This window comes from Streptomyces xanthii (genome assembly GCF_014621695.1).
Lineage (GTDB): Bacteria > Actinomycetota > Actinomycetes > Streptomycetales > Streptomycetaceae > Streptomyces > Streptomyces xanthii.
Genome location: NZ_CP061281.1, coordinates 3694214 through 3712127 on the forward strand (window position 1 = coordinate 3694214; position 17914 = coordinate 3712127).

A 17914-nucleotide genomic window follows, 5' to 3' on the forward strand; every position below is an offset into this window, starting at 1 on the left:
CCGCCTTGCCCACCCGTGCCGGGCCGGCGCCCCCGGAGCGGGCGGGTGGGTGGGAGCAGGGCTGGGGCTACGGGCGAGGCCCAATGGAACGCGCACCCCCATCGCCCCAGGCTGCAGACTGCCCAAGGCTGGGTGGACCGGGTGGCCGTGCGGGGCGATCCGGCTCCGTGGTCGGAGAAGTGCCGTCAGGACAGCCCCGAGCCCAGGGCTCGGGCCGGGGTGACCGTGCCGGAGGGGACCGCCCGGGCCCGCGCGGGCGTACCGGTCCAGCACGTGCCGCGCCGCGCCAGCAGCCTCCGTAGCCACAGCTCCAGAGAGACGAGTTCCGCGAGCCCGTCGACGGGCAGCGGTTCCCCGTCGGCCGCCGCGCGGAGCGCCTTGCGGACGACCCGGGCCTCGACGAGCCCGGTCTGCGCGAGCAGCGGCGTGTCGAAGAGGGCGATCAGCGTGTCCGCCGAGGCCCGCAGCCCGGTGCGGGCGGCGGCCTCCGAGGAGGCGTGGGAGGGGGCGCCCCAGCCCGGGGGCAGGTCCGTGACGCCGGCGCCCTCCAGGACCGTACGGAGGATGTCCGCGCGGGCCCCCGGCTGGACGCGGAGCGCCTCCGGCAGGGCGCGGCAGGCGCGGACGACCTGGTTGTCGAGGAACGGGGCGTGCAGCCGCTGGAAGCGGATCTCGGCGGCCTGTTCGAGGACGCGGAGGTCCGCGGCATGGCGGGCCAGCGCCGCGCGGGCCCGGAACTCGCCGGGCCGCTGCCCCGGCCCCGGTCCCGGACGCGTCGCCCCGGCCTGTAGGCGAACCGATACTTCAGCAAGGGCCTCGCCGGTCAGCCAGCGGGCGGCGGGCCCGGGTCTGGCCCAGGTGAGGGCGGCGAGCGAGGCCCCCACGGCGCCGCCGGGATCGTCGAAGCGCCGGTGCAGCAACAGCTCGGCCAAGCCGTCGAGTCCGGCCCGGTAGGGCGTGCGTGCGAGCTTGCGGGCGGCGCCGTACACGCGCGCGGGCACGGTGAAGGAACCGTCCGCCTTCGTGAGCGCGGCGACGGGCCGCACCATGTGTCGGCGCCGACGGTCCATCAGGAGGTCGGTGAGCCGGGCCGGATGCGCGTCGAGCACCTGCCGTGCGCCGTACCCCGTGAAGTGGTCGGCGCTCCCGGAGGAGAGCCGCGCGCGATGCCGGGCGGCGCTCACCAGGAGCGGGCTCGGTTCGTCCGTGAGCGGGCCGTCCAACTCGGCGTAGGGCAGCGTCTCTTCGCCGCCGGCCACGACGACGTGGTGCAGGCGCGGGTTCGCGGCGAGCGCCCCCGCGCGCTCCAGCTCGGCCTCGTGATGCGTCGGCGCGGCGGACAGGTCGTTGAAGGTGACGGCGAGGAGCCGCTCGCCGGCGCCCGTGCCGTGCCCGAGGACGGTACCGGGCAGCCCGGGCAGCCCCGCCGCGAGCAGCGCCAGCGTGCCGGAGGCGGGCCCGCCCGAGAGGTCCGCTCCGATCCCGGGCACGGGCATGCCGCGGGCGGCGCGCCGCTCGGCGGGCCCCATGCCGGGCACGGGCCCGGGGTCGAGGTCGGTGCCGGGCACGTGGCGCGGGGCGGCGAGCCGGGTGCGTACGGCGTCCACGAGGGCGTCGCGCACGCCGTCCACGGCGTCGGCGGGGTCGGTGGGGGTGGCGGCGACGGCGAGGGACGCGACGGGCTCGTAGCCGGCGATCTCGCGGGTGCCGGCGCGCAGCACGAGCGCGTGGCCGGGCGGGATGCGGTGGACGCCTTCGTAGGGCGTCGAGTCGTGCAGGGCCTCGGGGACGTCCGGGGCGGCGAGCAGCGCGGCGAGGTGGCCGACGTCGAGGTTGGCCTCGATGAGGTCGGCGAGCGGGAGGGCTGCGGTGGCGTAGGCGGTGCCGCCGGCCCAGGGGGTGTGGAAGACGGGCCGGGCGCCCGCGAGGTCGCCGAGGACGGTGACGCGGCGGCCTGCCTGGACGACGGCCGTGTAGCTGCCGGGCCAGGCGGTGAGGTGGCGCAGGGCGCCGCCGCGGGCGGCGAACAGGCCGACGCGCAGCTGCTCGTCGGAGGCGCCGCACACGCCGAGGACGGCGATGCGGGTCTGGTCGTCGACCTTCACGATGCGCACTTCGTCGGGGCGCCAGTCGCCGACGGCCCACAGGGGATCCGGGTCGCCCCACAGGAGTTGGGACCCGACCGGGTGGACCGTCTCGCCGTCCGTACCGGTCGCTCCGGCGGAGCCGGGGGTGACAGGTCCGGCGGCGGTACTGCTCCACCCCACCAACCACCGCATCGCCGCCTCCACAAGCTGTGGACATCCAAGGGGGACCCATGCTGCCACGAAGCCGGCGTCGGGGAGGATGCAAGTGGGCACGGGAAAATGGCGCGCGCTCCCCCTCGTGCGCCCCCGATACCGCCCTGATGCGCCCCATTTGAGCGATGGTTGAACCCGGGCGGACCCGCGGCACTACCCAGGCAGCGCGGGGCGACAACGGAACAACAGCGGCGAGATTCGGCCAAATCGGCGCGTGATGGCCGGAGCCGGCCGACCCGCTTCGGCCACAGCGCGCAACGCGCAGTCCGGGAGGCTCGGTCGGCCTCCCGGACCGTTCCGCCACCCGCGGGGATGAAGGCGGCGGTGTCCCCCAGCCCGCTGGATCCAGTACAGCGGGCCGACCCACGCAGGTCCCATGGAAGCCCTCCCCCCAGGACCGGCCAAGAGCGCACGCGCAGGCGCACGGCACCACGGGCGGAGCACACGGTCACACGGCGTGGCCTGCGCCGTACTTCAGTACGGACAACAATCCCGCCAGATGGAACCGCTGCCCTTAACGCTTGGGATCCGGCGAACTACGCTGGGTGTACGAATGCCGCGCGGTTATGCCAGGCCGAGTCGGGCCGTCTTCTCGGCGTAGCCGCCAGGCGCGGCAGCCGTCTGTGTCGAGGGGTGACGCATGTCCAGGGAGCTACGCGGGCCGAACGAGAAGCTCGGCGCCGTTCTCGCCCTCGCGGGAATCAGCAACGCAGGACTGGCGCGCCGGGTCAACGACCTGGGGGCGCAGCGCGGACTGACGCTGCGCTACGACAAGACGTCGGTGGCCCGTTGGGTGTCGAAGGGCATGGTGCCGCAGGGCGCCGCCCCGCACCTGATCGCCGCCGCGATCGGCCAGAAGCTGGGCCGGCCTGTGCCGTTGCACGAGATCGGCCTCGCGGACGCGGACCCCGCGCCCGAGGTCGGCCTCGCCTTCCCGCGGGACGTGCGGGCGGCGGTGAAGTCGGCGACGGAGCTGTACCGGCTCGACCTCGCCGGCCGCCGCGCGGGCGGTGGCGGGATCTGGCAGTCCCTCGCGGGCTCCTTCGCGGTCAGCGCGTACGCGACGCCCGCTTCGCGGTGGCTGATAACCCCGGCCGACTCGTCGGTCGCGCGGGAGGCGCACAGCGCCGAGGAGGGCGCACCGCAGAAGGTCGGCCACAGCGATGTGCGCAAGCTGCGCGAGGCGGCGGAGGACGCGCGGCGCTGGGACTCCAAGTACGGGGGCGGGGACTGGCGTTCGTCGATGGTGCCCGAGTGTCTGCGGGTGGAGGCGGCGCCGCTGCTGCTCGGCTCCTACTCGGACGACGTGGGCCGCTCCCTGTTCGGCGCGTCGGCCGAACTGACGCGTCTGGCCGGGTGGATGGCGTTCGACACCGGGCAGCAGGAGGCGGCGCAGCGGTACTACATCCAGGCGCTGCGGCTCGCGCGGGCGGCGGCGGACGTGCCGCTCGGCGGCTATGTGCTCGCCTCCATGTCACTGCAGGCGACGTACCGGGGGTTCGGGGACGAGGGCGTGGACCTGGCGCAGGCGGCCCTGGAGCGGAACAAGAGCCTGGCGACGGCCCGCACCATGAGCTTCTTCCGGCTCGTCGAGGCGCGCGCCCACGCGCGTGCCGGTGACGCGCAGGCGGCCGGCGCCTCGCTGCGGGCGGCGGAGGGCTGGCTGGAGCGGGCCCGCGACGGGGACAACGATCCGTCCTGGCTCGGCTTCTACTCCTACGACCGTTTCGCGGCGGACGCGGCGGAGTGCTACCGGGACCTGAAGGCGCCCCGGCAGGTGCGCCGGTTCACGGAGCAGGCGCTGTCGAAGCCCACGGAGGAGTTCGTGCGCTCGCACGGGCTGCGTCTGGTGGTGTCGGCGGTGGCCGAGCTGGAGTCGGGGAACCTGGACGCGGCGTGCGAGCAGGGCACGCGCGCGCTGGAGGTGGCGGGCCGCATCTCCTCGGCCCGCACGACCGAGTACGTCCGGGACCTGCTGCACCGCCTGGAGCCGTACGGCGACGAGCCGAGAGTGGTGGAATTACGAGAACGGGCGCGTCCCCTCCTCATGGCGCCGGCGTAGGCCCCCGCGGGGTCGCACCGACCGTCGCCCGGGGTCGGGCGCACCGCACACAGCGCGTTGTCAGTGGCGTCGGGCAAGATGCAGGGCGTGGAGGTGAGGCCTGGTGGGGACGGCTGCGTTCGACGGGGATGTGTTGGTGGTCGGCGGGGGGATCGTCGGTCTGTCCACCGCGTATGCCGTCTCGCGGGCCGCGCCGGGCACGCGGGTCGTCGTCCTGGAGAAGGAGCCGGGCCCGGCCCGGCACCAGACGGGGCGTAACAGCGGGGTGATCCACAGCGGGATCTACTACCGGCCGGGCTCGCTGAAGGCGCGGTTCGCGGTGCGCGGGGCGGCCGAGATGGTCAAGTTCTGCGCGGAGTACGGGATCCCGCACGAGGTCACCGGGAAGCTGATCGTCGCCACGGAGCGGGACGAGCTGCCGCGCCTGCACGCCCTGGTCCAGCGCGGCAGGGAGAACGGGATCTCGGTGCGGGAGCTGGGCCCCGCCCAGATCCAGGAGTACGAGCCCGAGGTGCGGGGGCTCGCCGCGATCCATGTGGGGACGACGGGCATCGCGGACTACCGGGCGGTCGCGGAGCGGTTCGCGGAGGTGTCCGGGGCGGAGATCCGGTACGGGGCGGAGGTCGTGCAGATCGACCGGCGGCCCGAGCGGGGCGTCGCGGTGCGCACGCGCGCGGGGGACGTGGTGCGGGCGCGGGTGATGGTGAACTGCGCGGGGCTGCGGTGCGACGAGGTGGCACGGCTCGCCGGGGACGACCCGGGGATGCGGATCGTGCCGTTCCGGGGGGAGTACTTCGAGCTGGCCCGGCCCGAGCTGGTGCGCGGGCTCGTCTATCCGGTGCCGGATCCGGCGTTCCCGTTCCTCGGGGTGCATCTGACGCGCGGCATCGACGGCGGCGTCCACGTGGGGCCGAACGCGGTGCCGGCGCTGGCCCGCGAGGGGTACGGCTGGGGGACCGTGCGGCCCCGCGAGCTGGCCGGGACGCTCGGCTGGCCGGGGTCGTGGCACATAGCGCGGCAGCACTGGCGGTACGGGGCGGGGGAGATCGTGCGGTCCGTGTCGAAGGGGGCGTTCACCCGAGCCGTGCGCAGGCTGGTGCCGGCGGTGGAGTCGCGGGACCTGGTGGCGGCGCCGGCGGGGGTGCGGGCCCAGGCGGTGCTGCGTGACGGCACCCTGGTCGACGACTTCCTCATCAGCGAGGGCCCCCGCACGGTCCACGTCCTGAACGCCCCGTCCCCGGCGGCGACGGCGTCCCTCCCCATCGGGCGGGAGATCGCCCGCAGGGTGCTGGCGTCTCTCTAGGCCGACCAGAGCCTCGCAGGCGGGGCAGGAGCCCGGAGCGGGCCGCGCTGCCGCTCCCCGGGGTACGTAAAATCGAGGGCATTGTGTCTGAGTCGCCTGAGATCCCCCACGCCGCCGAGCCGTCCGAGCCGTCCGAGCTGTCCGAGCCGTCCGACGACGCCGCTCGGGCCGCTGCCGCCGCCGCCCGGCCCAATGAGCCCCGGTTCCCGGACGGGCCGCGGCCCGATCCCGCGGGGTCGCACTTCGAGCGGCGGATCCGGAGTTTCCAGCCGCGCCGCAGCCGGGTCACCACCGCACAGGCGGACGCCCTGGAGCGGCTGTGGCCCAAGTGGGGGCTCGACATCGACGGGCAGCGGGTGCTGGACCTGCCGGGAATGTTCCCCGGGGTCGAGCGGATCGTGCTGGAGATCGGCTTCGGGATGGGCGAGGCCACCGCGCAGATGGCCGCCGACGACCCGACCACCGGGATCCTCGCCGTCGACGTGCACACGCCGGGCCAGGGGAACCTGCTCAATCTGGCGGACCGCAACGGGCTGAGCAACGTCCGGGTCGCCAACGGGGACGCGATCATCCTGCTGCGCTCGATGCTGCCGGACGACTGCCTCGACGGCCTGCGCGTCTACTTCCCCGACCCGTGGCCGAAGAAGCGGCACAACAAGCGCCGCCTGATCCAGCCCGAGTTCCTGTCCCTGGTCGCCGGCCCGCTGAAGCCGGGTGCGCTGGTGCACTGCGCGACGGACTGGGAGGACTACGCGGAGCAGATGCTCGAGGTCCTCACCGCGCACCCCGACTACGTGAACACGATCGCGGACGGCGGCTACGCCCCGCGCCCCGAGTTCCGCCCCCTGACCCGGTTCGAGGGCAAGGGCCTGGACAAGAGCCACGTGGTGCACGACCTGCTGTTCACGCGCCGCTGAGCCCCGCCCCGGGGACGGGCCCCGTCGCGGCGCCCCGCATCCCTCGTTAGGGTCAATCCGTGGCCCCGTACCCCACCTATCCACCGCATCAGGACCACGCCCTCGGCACCCCGCCGAGCGGCGCGGTCCCGCATCCGCGCTGGTGGGAGCGGAAGGGCGTGCGGGCCGCGGCGCTCGCCGCGCTGCTCGCGCTGTCCGGCGCGGTGATCCTGGCGCTGGTGCGGGAGCAGACCGGCACGGAGGGCTTCCTCGTCGGCCTCGGCCTGGCCGTGCTGCCGGTGCCGCTGCTGATATCCGCCTTCCGCTGGCTGGACCGGGTCCGGCCGGGCCCCTGGCGGAACACGGTGTTCGCGTTCGCGTGGGGCGCCTGCGCGGCGGCCCTCATCGCGATCGTGGCGAACAGCTTCGCGACCCGCTGGATAGCGACCGCGACCGCGGATCCGACCAGCGCCGACACCCTCGGCGCGACCGTCATAGCGCCCGTCGTCGAGGAGTCGGCGAAGGCGGCGGCGGTGCTGCTCGTCTTCCTGTTCCGCAGACGCGACTTCGCCGGGGTCGTCGACGGCATCGTCATCGCCGGGGTCACCGCGACCGGCTTCGCGTTCACCGAGAACATCCTCTATCTGGGCAACGCGTTCGGCACCGACCAGATCAGCGGCACGGGCCCCGGGCTCAGTTCGGTGACCGCCGCGACGTTCTTCGTCCGTGTCGTCATGTCGCCGTTCGCACATCCGCTGTTCACGGTGCTGACCGGCATCGGCTTCGGCATCGCCGCCGTCACCGCCCCCGACCGCGGCCAGGTGCGCCGCGTGCTGCTGCCGCTCGCCGGACTGCTCACCGCGATGGGCATGCACGCCTTCTGGAACGGCTCGTCGAACTTCGGCGAGTACGGCTTCTTCGCCGTCTACGCCACGTTCATGGTGCCGGTGTTCGGGCTGCTCACCTGGCTCGCCGTGTTCCTGCGCCAGCGCGAGCTGCGCGCCGTCCGCGAGGAGCTGCCCGCCTATGTGGCCGCCGGCTGGCTCGCCCCGCCCGAACCCTTCGCGCTCGGCTCCCTCAAGGCCCGCCGCCTGGCCCGCGAGTACGCGGCGCACTTCGGCGGCAAGGAGGCCCTGACGGCGGTCACCGAGTACGAGGAGTACGCGACCTCGCTCGCCCTGCTGCGCCGGCGCGGCGCCCGCGGCCGGGCCGGCGCCGACTTCGTCGTACGGGAGCGGGAGCTGCTCGACGCGCTGTGGCGGCGGCAGGGCTACGCGCGGGCCGCCCTCGCGTACGCGGCCCGCGCCGTCGTGCCGGTGTGGCCGGTGTACGCGGGGCCGCCGGTGCAGGGCCCCCCGTACTACAACCCGTACCGGTACTAGGGCCTTTCTTTCGGATCAGGCTGGATCAGGGAGCGGGGCGTGGTGCGTGCAGCTGCAAGGCGGAGGAGGGAGTCGACGCGGAGCGTCGGCGAGTGACGACAACGCCGCAGATGCGCGTGCCACGCCCCGCGAGCCCAGCCGGATCCGAAAGAAAGGCCCTAGGCCTGCCGGGCCTGCCCGCTGTCGGTCAGGCGGAGGCGCGGCCGAGGCGCTGGAGCTCTGACTCGGTGAGTTCGAGGTCCGCGACGGCGAGCAGCGCCGGGAGCTGCTCCACGGTGCGCGCCGAGGCGATCGGCGCGGTCACGGTGGGCTGCGCGGCGAGCCAGGCCAGGGCGACGGTGGCGACCTGCGCGTCGCGCTCCTTGGCGATCTCGTCGAGGGCCGTGAGGACGGCCTGCCCGCGCGCGGTCTCCAGGTGCCGGGCCGCGCCCTGCGCCCGCGCGCTGTCGACGGTGACGCCGGTGCGGTACTTGCCGGTGAGGAAGCCGGAGGCGAGCGCGTAGTACGGGACGGCGCCGAGGCCCGCGCGGGAGGCGACCTGTTCCAGTGCGCCCTCGTACGTGTCGCGCGAGACCAGGTTGTAGTGCGGCTGGAGGGCGACGTAGCGGGCGAGGCCCTCGCGGTCGGAGAGGTCCAGGGACTCCTGGAGGCGGGCCGGGGTGATGTTGGACGCCGCGATGTAGCGGACCTTGCCCGCCCGCACCAGCTCGTCGAGCGCGCCGATGATCTCCTCGACGGGCACGTCGGGCTGGTCGAAGTGCGTGTAGTACAGGTCGATGTGATCGGTGCCCAGACGCTGCAGCGAGGCGTCGGCGGCGGCCTTGATGTTGTCCGCCGACAGGCCCTGGTACCGCGGGTGCTGGCTCACCTTCGTGGCGATGACGACGTCGTCGCGCCGGCCCCGCGCGGCCAGCCAGCGGCCGATCACGGTCTCGGACTCACCGCCCTCGTTGCCCTCCACCCACGCCGAGTAGGAGTCGGCGGTGTCGATGAAGTTGCCGCCGGCGGCGGTGTAGGCGTCGAGGACCGCGAAGGAGGCGGCCTCGTCCGCCGTCCAGCCGAAGACGTTGCCACCGAGGGCGAGGGGGAAGACCTCGAGGTCCGAGGAGCCGAGAGAGCGCAGAGAAGTCATGAACCCTCTCAACGCCCGCACAGAATCCGGTATTCCGGCCGGTTCCGGCGGAGGTGGGCCTCTGTCGGTCTGACGGGCTGTCGGCCGGCGGGCGCACGCGGGCACGCGGAACCGGCAGCCCTGGCGTCGGGGGGTTGCCGCCAGGACCGCCGGGGATCGGGGAAGGTCAGAGACCGAGGCCCTTGTCGCGCAGCCAGGCGGCCGGGTCGACGCCCGTGGCCTGGCCGTCGGGGTGGACCTCGAGGTGGAGGTGGGCGCCCGTCACGTTGCCGGTCGCGCCGACGCGGCCGATGACGTCGCCGGTGCTGACCTTCTGGCCGACGCTGACGTTCATCGAGGACTGGTGGCAGAACCACAGCTCGGTGCCGTCGTCGAGGGTGAGGACGGTGCGGTAGCCGTAGGCACCGGCCCAGCCCGCCTCGGTGACGGTCCCGGAGTGGATCGCGTAGATCGGCGTACCGGTGGAGGCCGCGAAGTCGAGGCCCGTGTGGTAGCCGGAGGACCACATGGAGCCCGGCTGCCCGAAGGTGCCGGTGAGCGTGTACGAGGCGACGGGGAGCTTGTAGCTCTTGGCCAGCTTGGCGAGGCGCTCGGCCTCGGCCTTGCGCTTGGCCTCCTCCTCGGCCGCCTTCTTCTCGGCGGCGGCCTTGGCCTCGGCGGCCTTCTGCTGCTCGGCGGCCTCTTCGGCGGCCTTCTGCGCGGCGGCCTCCTCGGCGGCCTGGCGCTCGGCCTCCTCGGCGGCGGACTGCTGCGTCTCGGCCTGGGCCATGATGCGGGCCCGCAGGGCCTCGCCCGCGTCGGACTGTCCCTGCGCGCCGTCGGTCACCGTGGTGAGCGGGGCGGCCTGGGCGGCCGGCGAGCCGTCGGACGCGGCGTCGGCGGAGTCGTCCGAGCCGGATATGAGCGCGCCCACGCCCGGCAGGGACTTGGCCTCGGGCAGCGAGTCCTTGACCGCGGAAAGGTCGGGCATGGAGAGCGAGACCGCGGGCTTGCCGCCCTGCGCGGTGGCGATGCCGCCGGCGCCGACGGCGGCGATCACGCCGACGCCGAGAACCGTGGAGCTGCGCGCGAGTCCGCCGCGCTGGCGGGCCACGCGGTGCCGGCCGCGGACCGGTCGGACGGACTCCTCGGTGGGGTTCCACTCCTCCCAGTTCTCTCGCTCGACGCCGAAGTCGTCAGACGCTTCGGCGGAGCCGTAGGAGAACTCGGGGGCAGGCCGGTTCGACGCCACGGGGGCGCTCTCCTTTCCTTCCTTCTCGCCTACCGGGTTAGCTGACGGGTTCGGAGCAGGAAGGTCTCCTACGGGCGTAGACGGACGCACATGCGTCGCTACGGTCCGATTCACCCCAAGTTGGTGGTTCCCCGGCTCCCTTTCGGGATTAAGCGCGTGCGCGCGGAGCCGACTCTTGTGACGGCTGGGACGACCGCGCTGCGTTATCGAACGTTAATAGACAGCCGACACGATTTCCAAGCCGTTCCCACTGATCGTTCACGTCTTTGGCCTGGACTTATCAGGGCACGAGCGGGCGGAATCGGGCGAGTTGACCCCACATCGGAGGACACGGATCCGCCACGACTTTCTGACGCTGCATCAATTGTTATGCGCAGGGGTGCCGTTCGATCACCCCCCGTGATGTCGATCAAGGACGTCGTACGGCGAGCAGCGCCATGTCGTCCCGCGCGCCCCCGCCGGTGTGCTCCCGGACCTCCTCGGCGACCTCAGCGAGCAGCTCCTCGGGTCCGCTGAACCTCCGCCCCGACAGCCGGTCTGCCGGGTCGTAGAAGACGCCGTGCGCGTCGCGCGCCTCGGACAGGCCGTCGGTGTAGAGCAGCAGCGTGGCGCCGGCGGGGAACGCCTCCTCGGTGGCGCGGTCCGGCCAGCTGCCCAGCGCGCTCAGACCGAGCGGCAGCGCGGCCTCGCCCGGACCGAGCATCCGCAGCGTGCCGTCGCCGTGCAGCAGGAGCGGCTCCGGGTGCCCGCGGTTGAGCACCCGCACCAGGCCGGCCCCGTACGGGAACTCGGCGAGCACCGCCGTCGTGAAGCCCTCGAAGTCGTCGACGCCGCTGCGCCGGGTGCCCTCGCGGGCCAGCGCCCGCTCCAGGCGCCGGGCCACGTTCTCCAGGCTGCCCTCCTGCTCGGCGGCCTCGCGGAACGCGCCGATGACGACGGCCACCGCCGACACCGCGCCCATGCCCTTGCCCCGCACGTCGCCGACGACGACGCGCACGCCGTGCGGGGTTTCCTGCACCGCGTAGAGGTCGCCGCCGATGAACGCGCCAGCCTGCGCGGCCTCGTAGCGCACGGCGACGTCCAGGCCGCCGGTCCGGCCGGGCGGGGCCGGCAGGACCGCGCGCTGGGCCGCCTCCGCGATGTGCCGGGCGGAGGCGAGCTGTTCGCTGCTGTGCCGCACGATCCGGTTGATGAAGCAGGCGAGCAGGCAGACGGTGGCCACCGTGACCATCTCGGTCACGATGTCGGAGCCGAAGTCGTTCGTGAAGCGCAAGTGGACAGCGACGATCGCCGCGATCGAGGCGACACCGGCGAGGATCGTGGCGCGCATCGAGAAGAAGGGGGCCGCCACCAGGGGTGCGGCACTGAACAGAGGAGAACCGGCGAAGCCCGCCGGGGTGCTGTACTCGTAGGCGGCGCCGCCGATGACGAGGAGCGCGGGCAGCAGTCGCAGGACGGTGCGCAGACCACGGTTGCCCGGTGCGTGTGCGTGCCGACCCCGTCGCTGCCCCACCGCTTCGTCTCCTGCCGCTTGCGCGCCCGAATGTCCGCGTCCCCCCAAGGTTTCCCGGGGCGGGCCGCGGCGGCGAGCAGTACTGGGCCGTCCGGGTGCAGCGAAAGGGCGCGCTTTCTGGCGAACAAAAAGAGCGAGGCCGGAATCTCGGAAGATTCCGGCCTCGCTCTGTCAGTAGCGGGGACAGGATTTGAACCTGCGACCTCTGGGTTATGAGCCCAGCGAGCTACCGAGCTGCTCCACCCCGCGTCGGTGAAACCAACAGTACGCCATCGGTGGAGGTAAACGCGAATCGGTTGCCGCGGGCCCGGATCAGGCGGCCCGCGCGTGGGTGAGGGTCTCCCAGGCCACGAACAGGTCGTCCGTTCCCTCGGGCCGTTCCTCCCGGGTGAGCCGGGTGGTCTGCGGCAGGTCCATCTTCAGCCGCCCCCGCAGGTGCGCGAGGCCCACCTCGGTGTCCGGGCCCATGTCCCGCTGCACCTTGCCGCCGCACAGCCAGGCCGGGGCGGTGGCGCCCAGCTGGTACTTGGAGTGGAACTCGAGCGCGGCCGCGAGCCGGTCCTTCACCTCCCCGTACAGGTCGAGGCCCTGGTGCCAGGCGGTCTCGGCCATGTGCGAGGTGGCGGCCAGCGAGTAGCTGGCGTGCTTGAAGTTGCGGCAGGTCTCCTGCGAGAGCCCGTCCTTGAACGTGGTCTGCCCGAACCAGTACGTGTGGATCTTCTCCGGGGTGTCGATGTCGCTGCCCTCGGGCTTGACCGGCAGCTTCCCGTCGGAGGACAGGTAGAAGTAGGCGGGGACGCGGGTGCGGAAGTGGTGCACCGCCTTGTCGAAGGACGGCTTGTCGTTCAGATACACGGCCATGCTCATCGTGGCGTCGGCCATGACGAGGTCCCAGTTCCCGTTGAAGTCGGCGGATCCGCCCCGCACGACCGGCAGGTAGACGTCCCGCAGCATCCGCTGGAACTTGAGCTCCTGCCCGTCCGGCCAGCCGTCGTACGTGTACTGCATCAGCTCGGCGGCCTTGGCCCAGGAGGTCGCGGCCCAGGCGGTCTGGAGTCCGGCGTTGCCCTCGGTGTGCTTCTTCACCTTGTCCGACCAGGCGTTCATGATCTGCACGGCCTTCTCGGCGTGCGCTCTGCGGCCGGTCATGTTCCAGAGCAGGGCCTGGGTGTACGCGGCGATGGCGTCCTCGCGCTCCTCCACGCAGCCCTGCCCGGGGCGCGTGTCCGGCGGGCACTCCACGACCGCGTACGGCTTCGCCTTGTAGGCGGGGCTCGCGTACTTGCTGCGGCTCATCTGCCGGTACGCGGACGCCCACGGCTCCTGCCGGTGCTCGACGTGCTGCCGCGCCGCCGTGAGCTGGGCCTTGCCGACCAGGACGCCGGGGTGGGCGAAGGTCTGGCCGGCGGGACGCTTCTCCGGCCGGGCGGCGATCTGCGCACGGGTTGCGGCCGCGCCGCCGCATGCCGTCGCGCCGGCCATCAGGGCGGGGATCAACAGTCCCAGCAGAACAGCTCGTGCCCGCGTGCCCGCTGCCATGCAACACCTCCGGTTCGGTCACTCGAAGCGTGACCCGCGGGGGCGCGCGGCGCAGGATCTGTTGAGCCGGTAGGGAGCACCCGGCGAGTCAAGATTCCCCCAAGCACCCATTCTTGAGATGCCGTCAGGGGGTGGGTGCGGCCTCGGTCGGGGCCGGTCAGGGTCCCTGGCCCAGTGCCGGGTCGCCCTTGAAGGCGGAACGGGTCCGTCCGTCGGGTTGCGGTGGGAAAATGGCAGGGTGAAGCGCCCGGATCTGGACGACCTCGTGCGGTTGCGGCGGGCCCGCGACCGGATGGACCGCGACTACGCCGAGCCGCTCGACGTGGCGGCCCTGGCCCAGGACGCCCTGATGTCCGCGGGCCACTTCTCCCGCAGCTTCCGCGCCGCGTTCGGCGAGACGCCGTACAGCTATCTGATGACGCGGCGGATCGAGCGGGCGAAGGCGCTGCTGCGGCGCGGCGACCTGTCGGTGACCGAGGTGTGCTTCGCGGTCGGGTGCACGTCGCTGGGCACGTTCAGCACGCGGTTCACCGAGCTCGTCGGGGAGAGCCCGAGCGCGTACCGGGCGCGGGAGCACGGGGCGGACGCGGCGCTTCCGGCCTGCATGTCCAAGATCCACACCCGCCCGCTCAGGAATCCGTGACCTCCGCGGTGCCGGACGGGGCCCAGACTCCGGCGCGGGCCGCCTCGGCGACGGCGCGGGCGGCACGGGCGGCCTCCGCGTCGGTCAGCGGGCGGCCGGTGTTGAGCAGGGCGTAGTAGAGCGGGGCCGAGACGGCGGCGACGACCGCGTCCGGGTCCGTCCCGGCCGGGACCTCCCCGCGGGCAACAGCGTCCGTGACGCAGCCCGCCCACTCCCGGATCCGCACGGCGTAGAAGCGGTGCAGGGCCTCGGCGGCCTGCTCGTTGCACAGGGACGCCGCGATCAGGGCCTTGAACAGGCGGCCCTGGCGGGGATCGGTGAGGGTCGCCACGACCAGGCGGGCGTTGGCCCGGAGGTCGCCCTCGAGCGTGCCGGTGTCCGCGCGGGGCAGTGACTGTTCCGCCATGTCCGCGAGCAGGTCGGCGGCGAGCGCGCCGGGGCTGCCCCAGCGCCGGTAGACGGTGGTCTTGCCGACGCCGGCGGTGCGGGCGATCTCGCCGAGGTCCAGGGCGTCGAAGCCGTCGGCGGCGAGGGTGTCGCCCGCGGCCTGGAGCACGGCCTCGCGGACCCGGGCGGTGCGGCCACCGGGGCGCTGGGTACCGGGGGCTGCGGCGCTGCCGGACATGGGGGGCTCTCCTTCGTCCGTCGTGGATACGGGGCGGGTGTGCGGGGTGTCCGAATCTCGTCCGGCACCCTCACAGGTTCCAGCTTATCGGAACCACAGTTCCCTTACCAGCCCCGACCGTGCTACGTTCCGGCGTAACGGAACCACAGACCCATTACGCCTTCGCGCTCACGGAAGGGGCCGTACGCCCATGTCCACCACCGCACCCACCGACGCCCGCCGGCACGGAGCACAGGCCGCGCCCGCCACGGAGCGGCTCTCCGGCCGGCTGAAGCTGGTCCTCGCCGTCCTCCTCGTCGCCCAGTTCATGCTGGCCGTCGACTTCTCGATCCTGAACGTCGCGCTGCCCGCGATCGGCGACAGCCTCGGCTTCGCCCTCTCCGACCTGCAGTGGATCGCCACGGCGTTCGCGCTCTCGGCGGCCGGTTTCACCCTCTTCTTCGGCCGGATCGGCGACCTGATCGGCCGCAAGAAGATCTTCATCGGCAGCCTCGCGCTGCTGGGCGCCGCCTCGCTCGCCGGCGGCCTCGCAGCCAGCCCGGAGGTGCTGCTCGCCGCCCGGGTCGCCCAGGGCCTGGCGACCGCGGCCGCCACCCCGGCCGGCCTCGCCCTCCTCACGACCTCCTTCGCGGAGGGCCCGCTGCGCCAAAAGGCGCTGGGCATCAACGGCGCGCTCATGTCGGCCGGCTTCACCACCGGCGCGATCCTCGGCGGCATCCTGACCGACCTCCTCTCCTGGCGCTGGGCGTTCTTCCTGAACGTGCCGGTCGCACTCGCCGTCGTGGTGATCGCCCCGGCCGTCATCAAGGAGTCCCGGCCCACCGAGCGCCCCCGCCTCGACCTGCCCGGCGCGCTCACCGTCACCCTCGGCCTGCTCGGCCTCGTCTTCGGGCTCACCCAGGCCGGCGAACGCGGCTGGACCCACCCGCACGCCCTGCTCGGACTCGGCGCGGGCGCGCTCCTGCTGGCCGCGTTCTTCCTGGTCGAGCGGCGGGCCACCGCGCCCCTCGTGCCGCTGCGCACGCTCGGCCGCCCCACCGTGGCTTGGGGCAACGTCCTCGGCCTGCTCGCCTTCGTCACCGAGACGTCCCTCGTCTACCTGCTCACCCTGTACCTGCAGAAGACCCTGGGCTTCTCACCGCTCGCGGCCGGCGTCACGTTCGGCGTGCTGGGGCTCGGCACGGTGGCCGGCGGGCTGCTCGCCCCGCGCGTGATCGCCCGGACCTCGACCCTGACGGCCCTGGTGGCGGGCGGCCTCGTCCAGACGGTCTTCACCGCCGCCCTGCTCTTCCTCGGTACGTCGACCGGCGCGTCACTCGCGCTGCTGCTGCCCGCGACCTTCTTCGGCGGAGTCGGCAACATGCTGGTCATCGTCGGATTCATGGTGACCGCGACGAGCGGGCTCCCCGACGCCGAACAGGGCCTGGCCACCGGCCTCGCCTCCATGGCGCAGCAGGTCGGCATCACACTCGGCACCCCCGTCATGTCCGCGGTGGTCACGGCCGCCACGGCGGGAGCGACCACGGCCTCGGCCGTCCACAGCGGCGTCACGACGGCCATCGCGGTGAACGCGGGGCTCGTCCTCCTCGGCGTCGCCCTCGCGGCACTGTTCCTGCGACCCCGGCCCTGAGCCGCCCTCCGCCCCCGGCCCTGAGCAGCCCCCACCCCCGGCCCGGCGCCCGAAGTTTTCTCGGGATCCCCTTCCATAGATACCCCCGGGGGGTATATGTTTCTGATCGTCGCCCCGAGCGGACGGCACCCGAAGACGGATCAGAGCCCAGGGAGTTGTCATGACGAACCACCACGCTGCTCACGCCGGCCACACCGACCACTCCGCCCACGCGGGTCACGGCACCCAGGCGGGCGGCCTGTCGGTCTCCGAGGGCGGATACACGCTGGAGCTCGACGCGACGGTCCTCGGCGCCGGCCCCCAGACGATCACCTTCCGCGTGACCGGCCCCGACGGGCACCCCGTGACCGAGTTCGTGCCCGAGCACGAGAAGGAACTGCACTTCATCGCCGTACGGCGGGACACCTCCGGGTTCCAGCACGTGCACCCGGTGCGGGACGAGAAGGGCGTCTGGACGACCGAGCTGCCCCTGACGCCGGGCGACTGGCGGTTCTTCACCGACATCCACCCGGCCGGCCACACCGGCACCCTGACCCTGGGCGCCGACGTCGCGGTCGCCGGCGCCTACGACCCGCGCCCCCTCCCCGAGGCCACCGGCATCGCCCGGCTCGGCGACTACGCGGTCACGCTCGACGGCTCGCTCCGGGCCGGCGAGGCGAGCGAGCTGACCCTCACCGTCAGCCGCGACGGCCGGCCCGTCACCGACCTCGAGCCCTACCTGGCCGCCTACGGACACCTCGTCGCCCTGCGCGTCGGCGACCTCGGCTACCTCCACGTCCACCCGGAGGGCGCCCCCGGCGACGGCGTCACCGCCCCGGGCCCCGAGATCTCCTTCATGGCCGTCGCCCCCTCGGCCGGCACGTACCGCCTGTACCTGGACTTCCAGCACGAGGGCGTCGTCCGGACCGCCGAGTTCACCGTGCGCACGGCGCCGAAGACCGCGGACGCCGCGCCGGAGCACGGCGACCACGGACACCACGGCCACCACGACGCCCACGCCCACGCCCACCACTGACGGGCCGGGCGCGCATACCCCCCGCCCCTACCCCACCCGTCCCGGAATCCCGAGCACTCTCAGGAAGGGAGCGCACCCAATGCCCCGCCTCACCCCACTCACCCCCGAGACGGCCGTCGGCGCGTCCCGCGACCTCCTCGCCGACCTGGTCTCCCGGCACGGACAGATCGGCGGCATGGTCTCCACGATGGCCCACTCACCGGCCGTCCTGGGCGGATACCTCCAGCTCAGCCGGGCCATGGGCCGCGCCAAGCTCGACCGCCGGATCAGCGAGCGGATCTCCGTCGCCGTACAGGCCCAGCAGGGCTGCGGCCTCTGCCTGGAGGCCCACATCGCCGCCGCCCGCGCGCTCGGCGTGGACGAGGACGAGATCGAGCGGGCCCGCGCGGGCACCTCGGCCGATCCCGCGATCGCGGCGATCGTCGCCCTCGCCCTCCAGGTCCACCGCGAGCCGACGTCGATCACCGACGAGCAGATCACCGCGCTGCGCGCCCACGGCTACAGCGACCGCGCGATCGCCGATGTCGTCGGCGTCGTCGCCCTGAACGTCCTCACCGGCGCCTTCAACCTCCTCGCCGGCCTCACCCCGGGAGGTGACGCCGGTGCCTGACCGCGACGCCCCCGCCTGTACCCGCGGGGCACG

14 protein-coding genes, 1 tRNA gene and 1 riboswitch are annotated in these 17914 nt (G+C 73.6%); of the genes, 8 read left to right on the plus strand and 7 right to left on the minus strand.

Translation table 11 applies throughout. From position 1 onward, the window contains the following. Positions 1-185 precede the first annotated feature (185 nt). A complete protein-coding gene (locus IAG42_RS16735; protein WP_188337789.1) occupies positions 186-2279 on the minus strand; it encodes an asparagine synthase-related protein in 2094 nt (697 codons plus the stop codon). A gap of 661 nt (positions 2280-2940) precedes the next feature. On the opposite strand from IAG42_RS16735, the gene IAG42_RS16740 reads away from it, so the two are divergent. From IAG42_RS16740 to IAG42_RS16755, 4 genes are all read left to right on the plus strand, one after another. Continuing rightward, positions 2941-4362 (plus strand): MFS transporter, encoded by a 1422-nt coding sequence (locus tag IAG42_RS16740; RefSeq protein ID WP_188337790.1) that lies wholly within the window; start codon positions 2941-2943, stop codon positions 4360-4362. Between the two features lie 103 nt (positions 4363-4465). Continuing rightward, the gene (lhgO, locus tag IAG42_RS16745) at positions 4466-5665 is read left to right on the plus strand and encodes an L-2-hydroxyglutarate oxidase (protein WP_188337791.1); all 1200 of its coding nucleotides are present in this window, start codon (positions 4466-4468) and stop codon (positions 5663-5665) included. A 137-nt stretch (positions 5666-5802) separates the two neighbouring features. After that, a complete protein-coding gene (gene trmB / locus IAG42_RS16750; protein WP_223206411.1) occupies positions 5803-6582 on the plus strand; it encodes a tRNA (guanosine(46)-N7)-methyltransferase TrmB in 780 nt (259 codons plus the stop codon). A gap of 59 nt (positions 6583-6641) precedes the next feature. After that, positions 6642-7943 carry a PrsW family intramembrane metalloprotease gene (locus IAG42_RS16755; protein WP_188337793.1) on the plus strand — a complete coding sequence of 434 codons (1302 nt, stop codon included), beginning with the start codon at positions 6642-6644 and terminating at the stop codon, positions 7941-7943. A gap of 187 nt (positions 7944-8130) precedes the next feature. Here IAG42_RS16755 and IAG42_RS16760 read toward each other — a convergent pair whose 3' ends face one another. The 5 genes from IAG42_RS16760 to IAG42_RS16780 form a co-directional block, all read right to left on the minus strand. Further along, positions 8131-9075 (minus strand): aldo/keto reductase, encoded by a 945-nt coding sequence (locus IAG42_RS16760; RefSeq protein ID WP_188337794.1) that lies wholly within the window; start codon positions 9073-9075, stop codon positions 8131-8133. Positions 9076-9241: 166 nt separating this feature from the next. Next, complete coding sequence (locus IAG42_RS16765; RefSeq protein ID WP_188337795.1) at positions 9242-10306, minus strand: M23 family metallopeptidase; 1065 nt, start codon at positions 10304-10306, stop codon at positions 9242-9244. An 11-nt stretch (positions 10307-10317) separates the two neighbouring features. After that, a riboswitch (cyclic di-AMP (ydaO/yuaA leader) is annotated at positions 10318-10471 on the minus strand. 244 nt (positions 10472-10715) lie between these two features. Further along, positions 10716-11819, minus strand: a complete 1104-nt coding sequence (locus IAG42_RS16770; protein WP_223206034.1) for a PP2C family protein-serine/threonine phosphatase — start codon at positions 11817-11819, stop codon at positions 10716-10718. Positions 11820-11994: 175 nt separating this feature from the next. Further along, positions 11995-12068 (minus strand) — tRNA-Met (locus IAG42_RS16775). A 63-nt stretch (positions 12069-12131) separates the two neighbouring features. Continuing rightward, positions 12132-13358: an alginate lyase family protein gene (locus IAG42_RS16780; RefSeq protein ID WP_223206035.1), complete on the minus strand. Its 1227-nt coding sequence runs from the start codon at positions 13356-13358 to the stop codon at positions 12132-12134. Between the two features lie 292 nt (positions 13359-13650). Here IAG42_RS16780 and IAG42_RS16785 point away from each other — a divergent pair, with 292 nt between their 5' ends. Then, a complete protein-coding gene (locus IAG42_RS16785; protein ID WP_223206412.1) occupies positions 13651-14001 on the plus strand; it encodes a helix-turn-helix transcriptional regulator in 351 nt (116 codons plus the stop codon). Here IAG42_RS16785 and IAG42_RS16790 read toward each other — a convergent pair. Beyond that, positions 13988-14626: a TetR/AcrR family transcriptional regulator gene (locus IAG42_RS16790; protein WP_188337798.1), complete on the minus strand. Its 639-nt coding sequence runs from the start codon at positions 14624-14626 to the stop codon at positions 13988-13990. The genes IAG42_RS16785 and IAG42_RS16790 overlap by 14 nt on opposite strands. Before the next feature lie 190 nt (positions 14627-14816). On the opposite strand from IAG42_RS16790, the gene IAG42_RS16795 reads away from it, so the two are divergent. The 3 genes from IAG42_RS16795 (at position 14817) to IAG42_RS16805 (ending at position 17881) form a co-directional block, all read left to right on the plus strand. After that, positions 14817-16256 (plus strand): MFS transporter, encoded by a 1440-nt coding sequence (locus IAG42_RS16795; protein ID WP_188337799.1) that lies wholly within the window; start codon positions 14817-14819, stop codon positions 16254-16256. Between the two features lie 160 nt (positions 16257-16416). Next, entirely contained in the window at positions 16417-17271 is an 855-nt protein-coding gene (locus tag IAG42_RS16800; RefSeq protein WP_188337800.1) for a hypothetical protein, read from the plus strand. Positions 17272-17350: 79 nt separating this feature from the next. Then, positions 17351-17881 (plus strand): carboxymuconolactone decarboxylase family protein, encoded by a 531-nt coding sequence (locus IAG42_RS16805; protein ID WP_188337801.1) that lies wholly within the window; start codon positions 17351-17353, stop codon positions 17879-17881. Positions 17882-17914: the final 33 nt, after the last annotated feature.

Excerpts from the sequence above, each read along its gene's own strand:
- IAG42_RS16760 (WP_188337794.1), bottom strand. The coding sequence starts at position 9,075 with ATGACTTCTCTGCGCTCTCTCGGCTCCTCGGACCTCGAGGTCTTCCCC.
- IAG42_RS16735 (WP_188337789.1), bottom strand. The coding sequence starts at position 2,279 with ATGCGGTGGTTGGTGGGGTGGAGCAGTACCGCCGCCGGACCTGTCACC.
- IAG42_RS16805 (WP_188337801.1), top strand. The coding sequence starts at position 17,351 with ATGCCCCGCCTCACCCCACTCACCCCCGAGACGGCCGTCGGCGCGTCC.
- IAG42_RS16785 (WP_223206412.1), top strand. The coding sequence starts at position 13,651 with ATGGACCGCGACTACGCCGAGCCGCTCGACGTGGCGGCCCTGGCCCAG.
- IAG42_RS16740 (WP_188337790.1), top strand. The coding sequence starts at position 2,941 with ATGTCCAGGGAGCTACGCGGGCCGAACGAGAAGCTCGGCGCCGTTCTC.
- IAG42_RS16780 (WP_223206035.1), bottom strand. The coding sequence starts at position 13,358 with ATGGCAGCGGGCACGCGGGCACGAGCTGTTCTGCTGGGACTGTTGATC.
- IAG42_RS16790 (WP_188337798.1), bottom strand. The coding sequence starts at position 14,626 with ATGTCCGGCAGCGCCGCAGCCCCCGGTACCCAGCGCCCCGGTGGCCGC.
- IAG42_RS16795 (WP_188337799.1), top strand. The coding sequence starts at position 14,817 with ATGTCCACCACCGCACCCACCGACGCCCGCCGGCACGGAGCACAGGCC.
- IAG42_RS16800 (WP_188337800.1), top strand. The coding sequence starts at position 16,417 with ATGACGAACCACCACGCTGCTCACGCCGGCCACACCGACCACTCCGCC.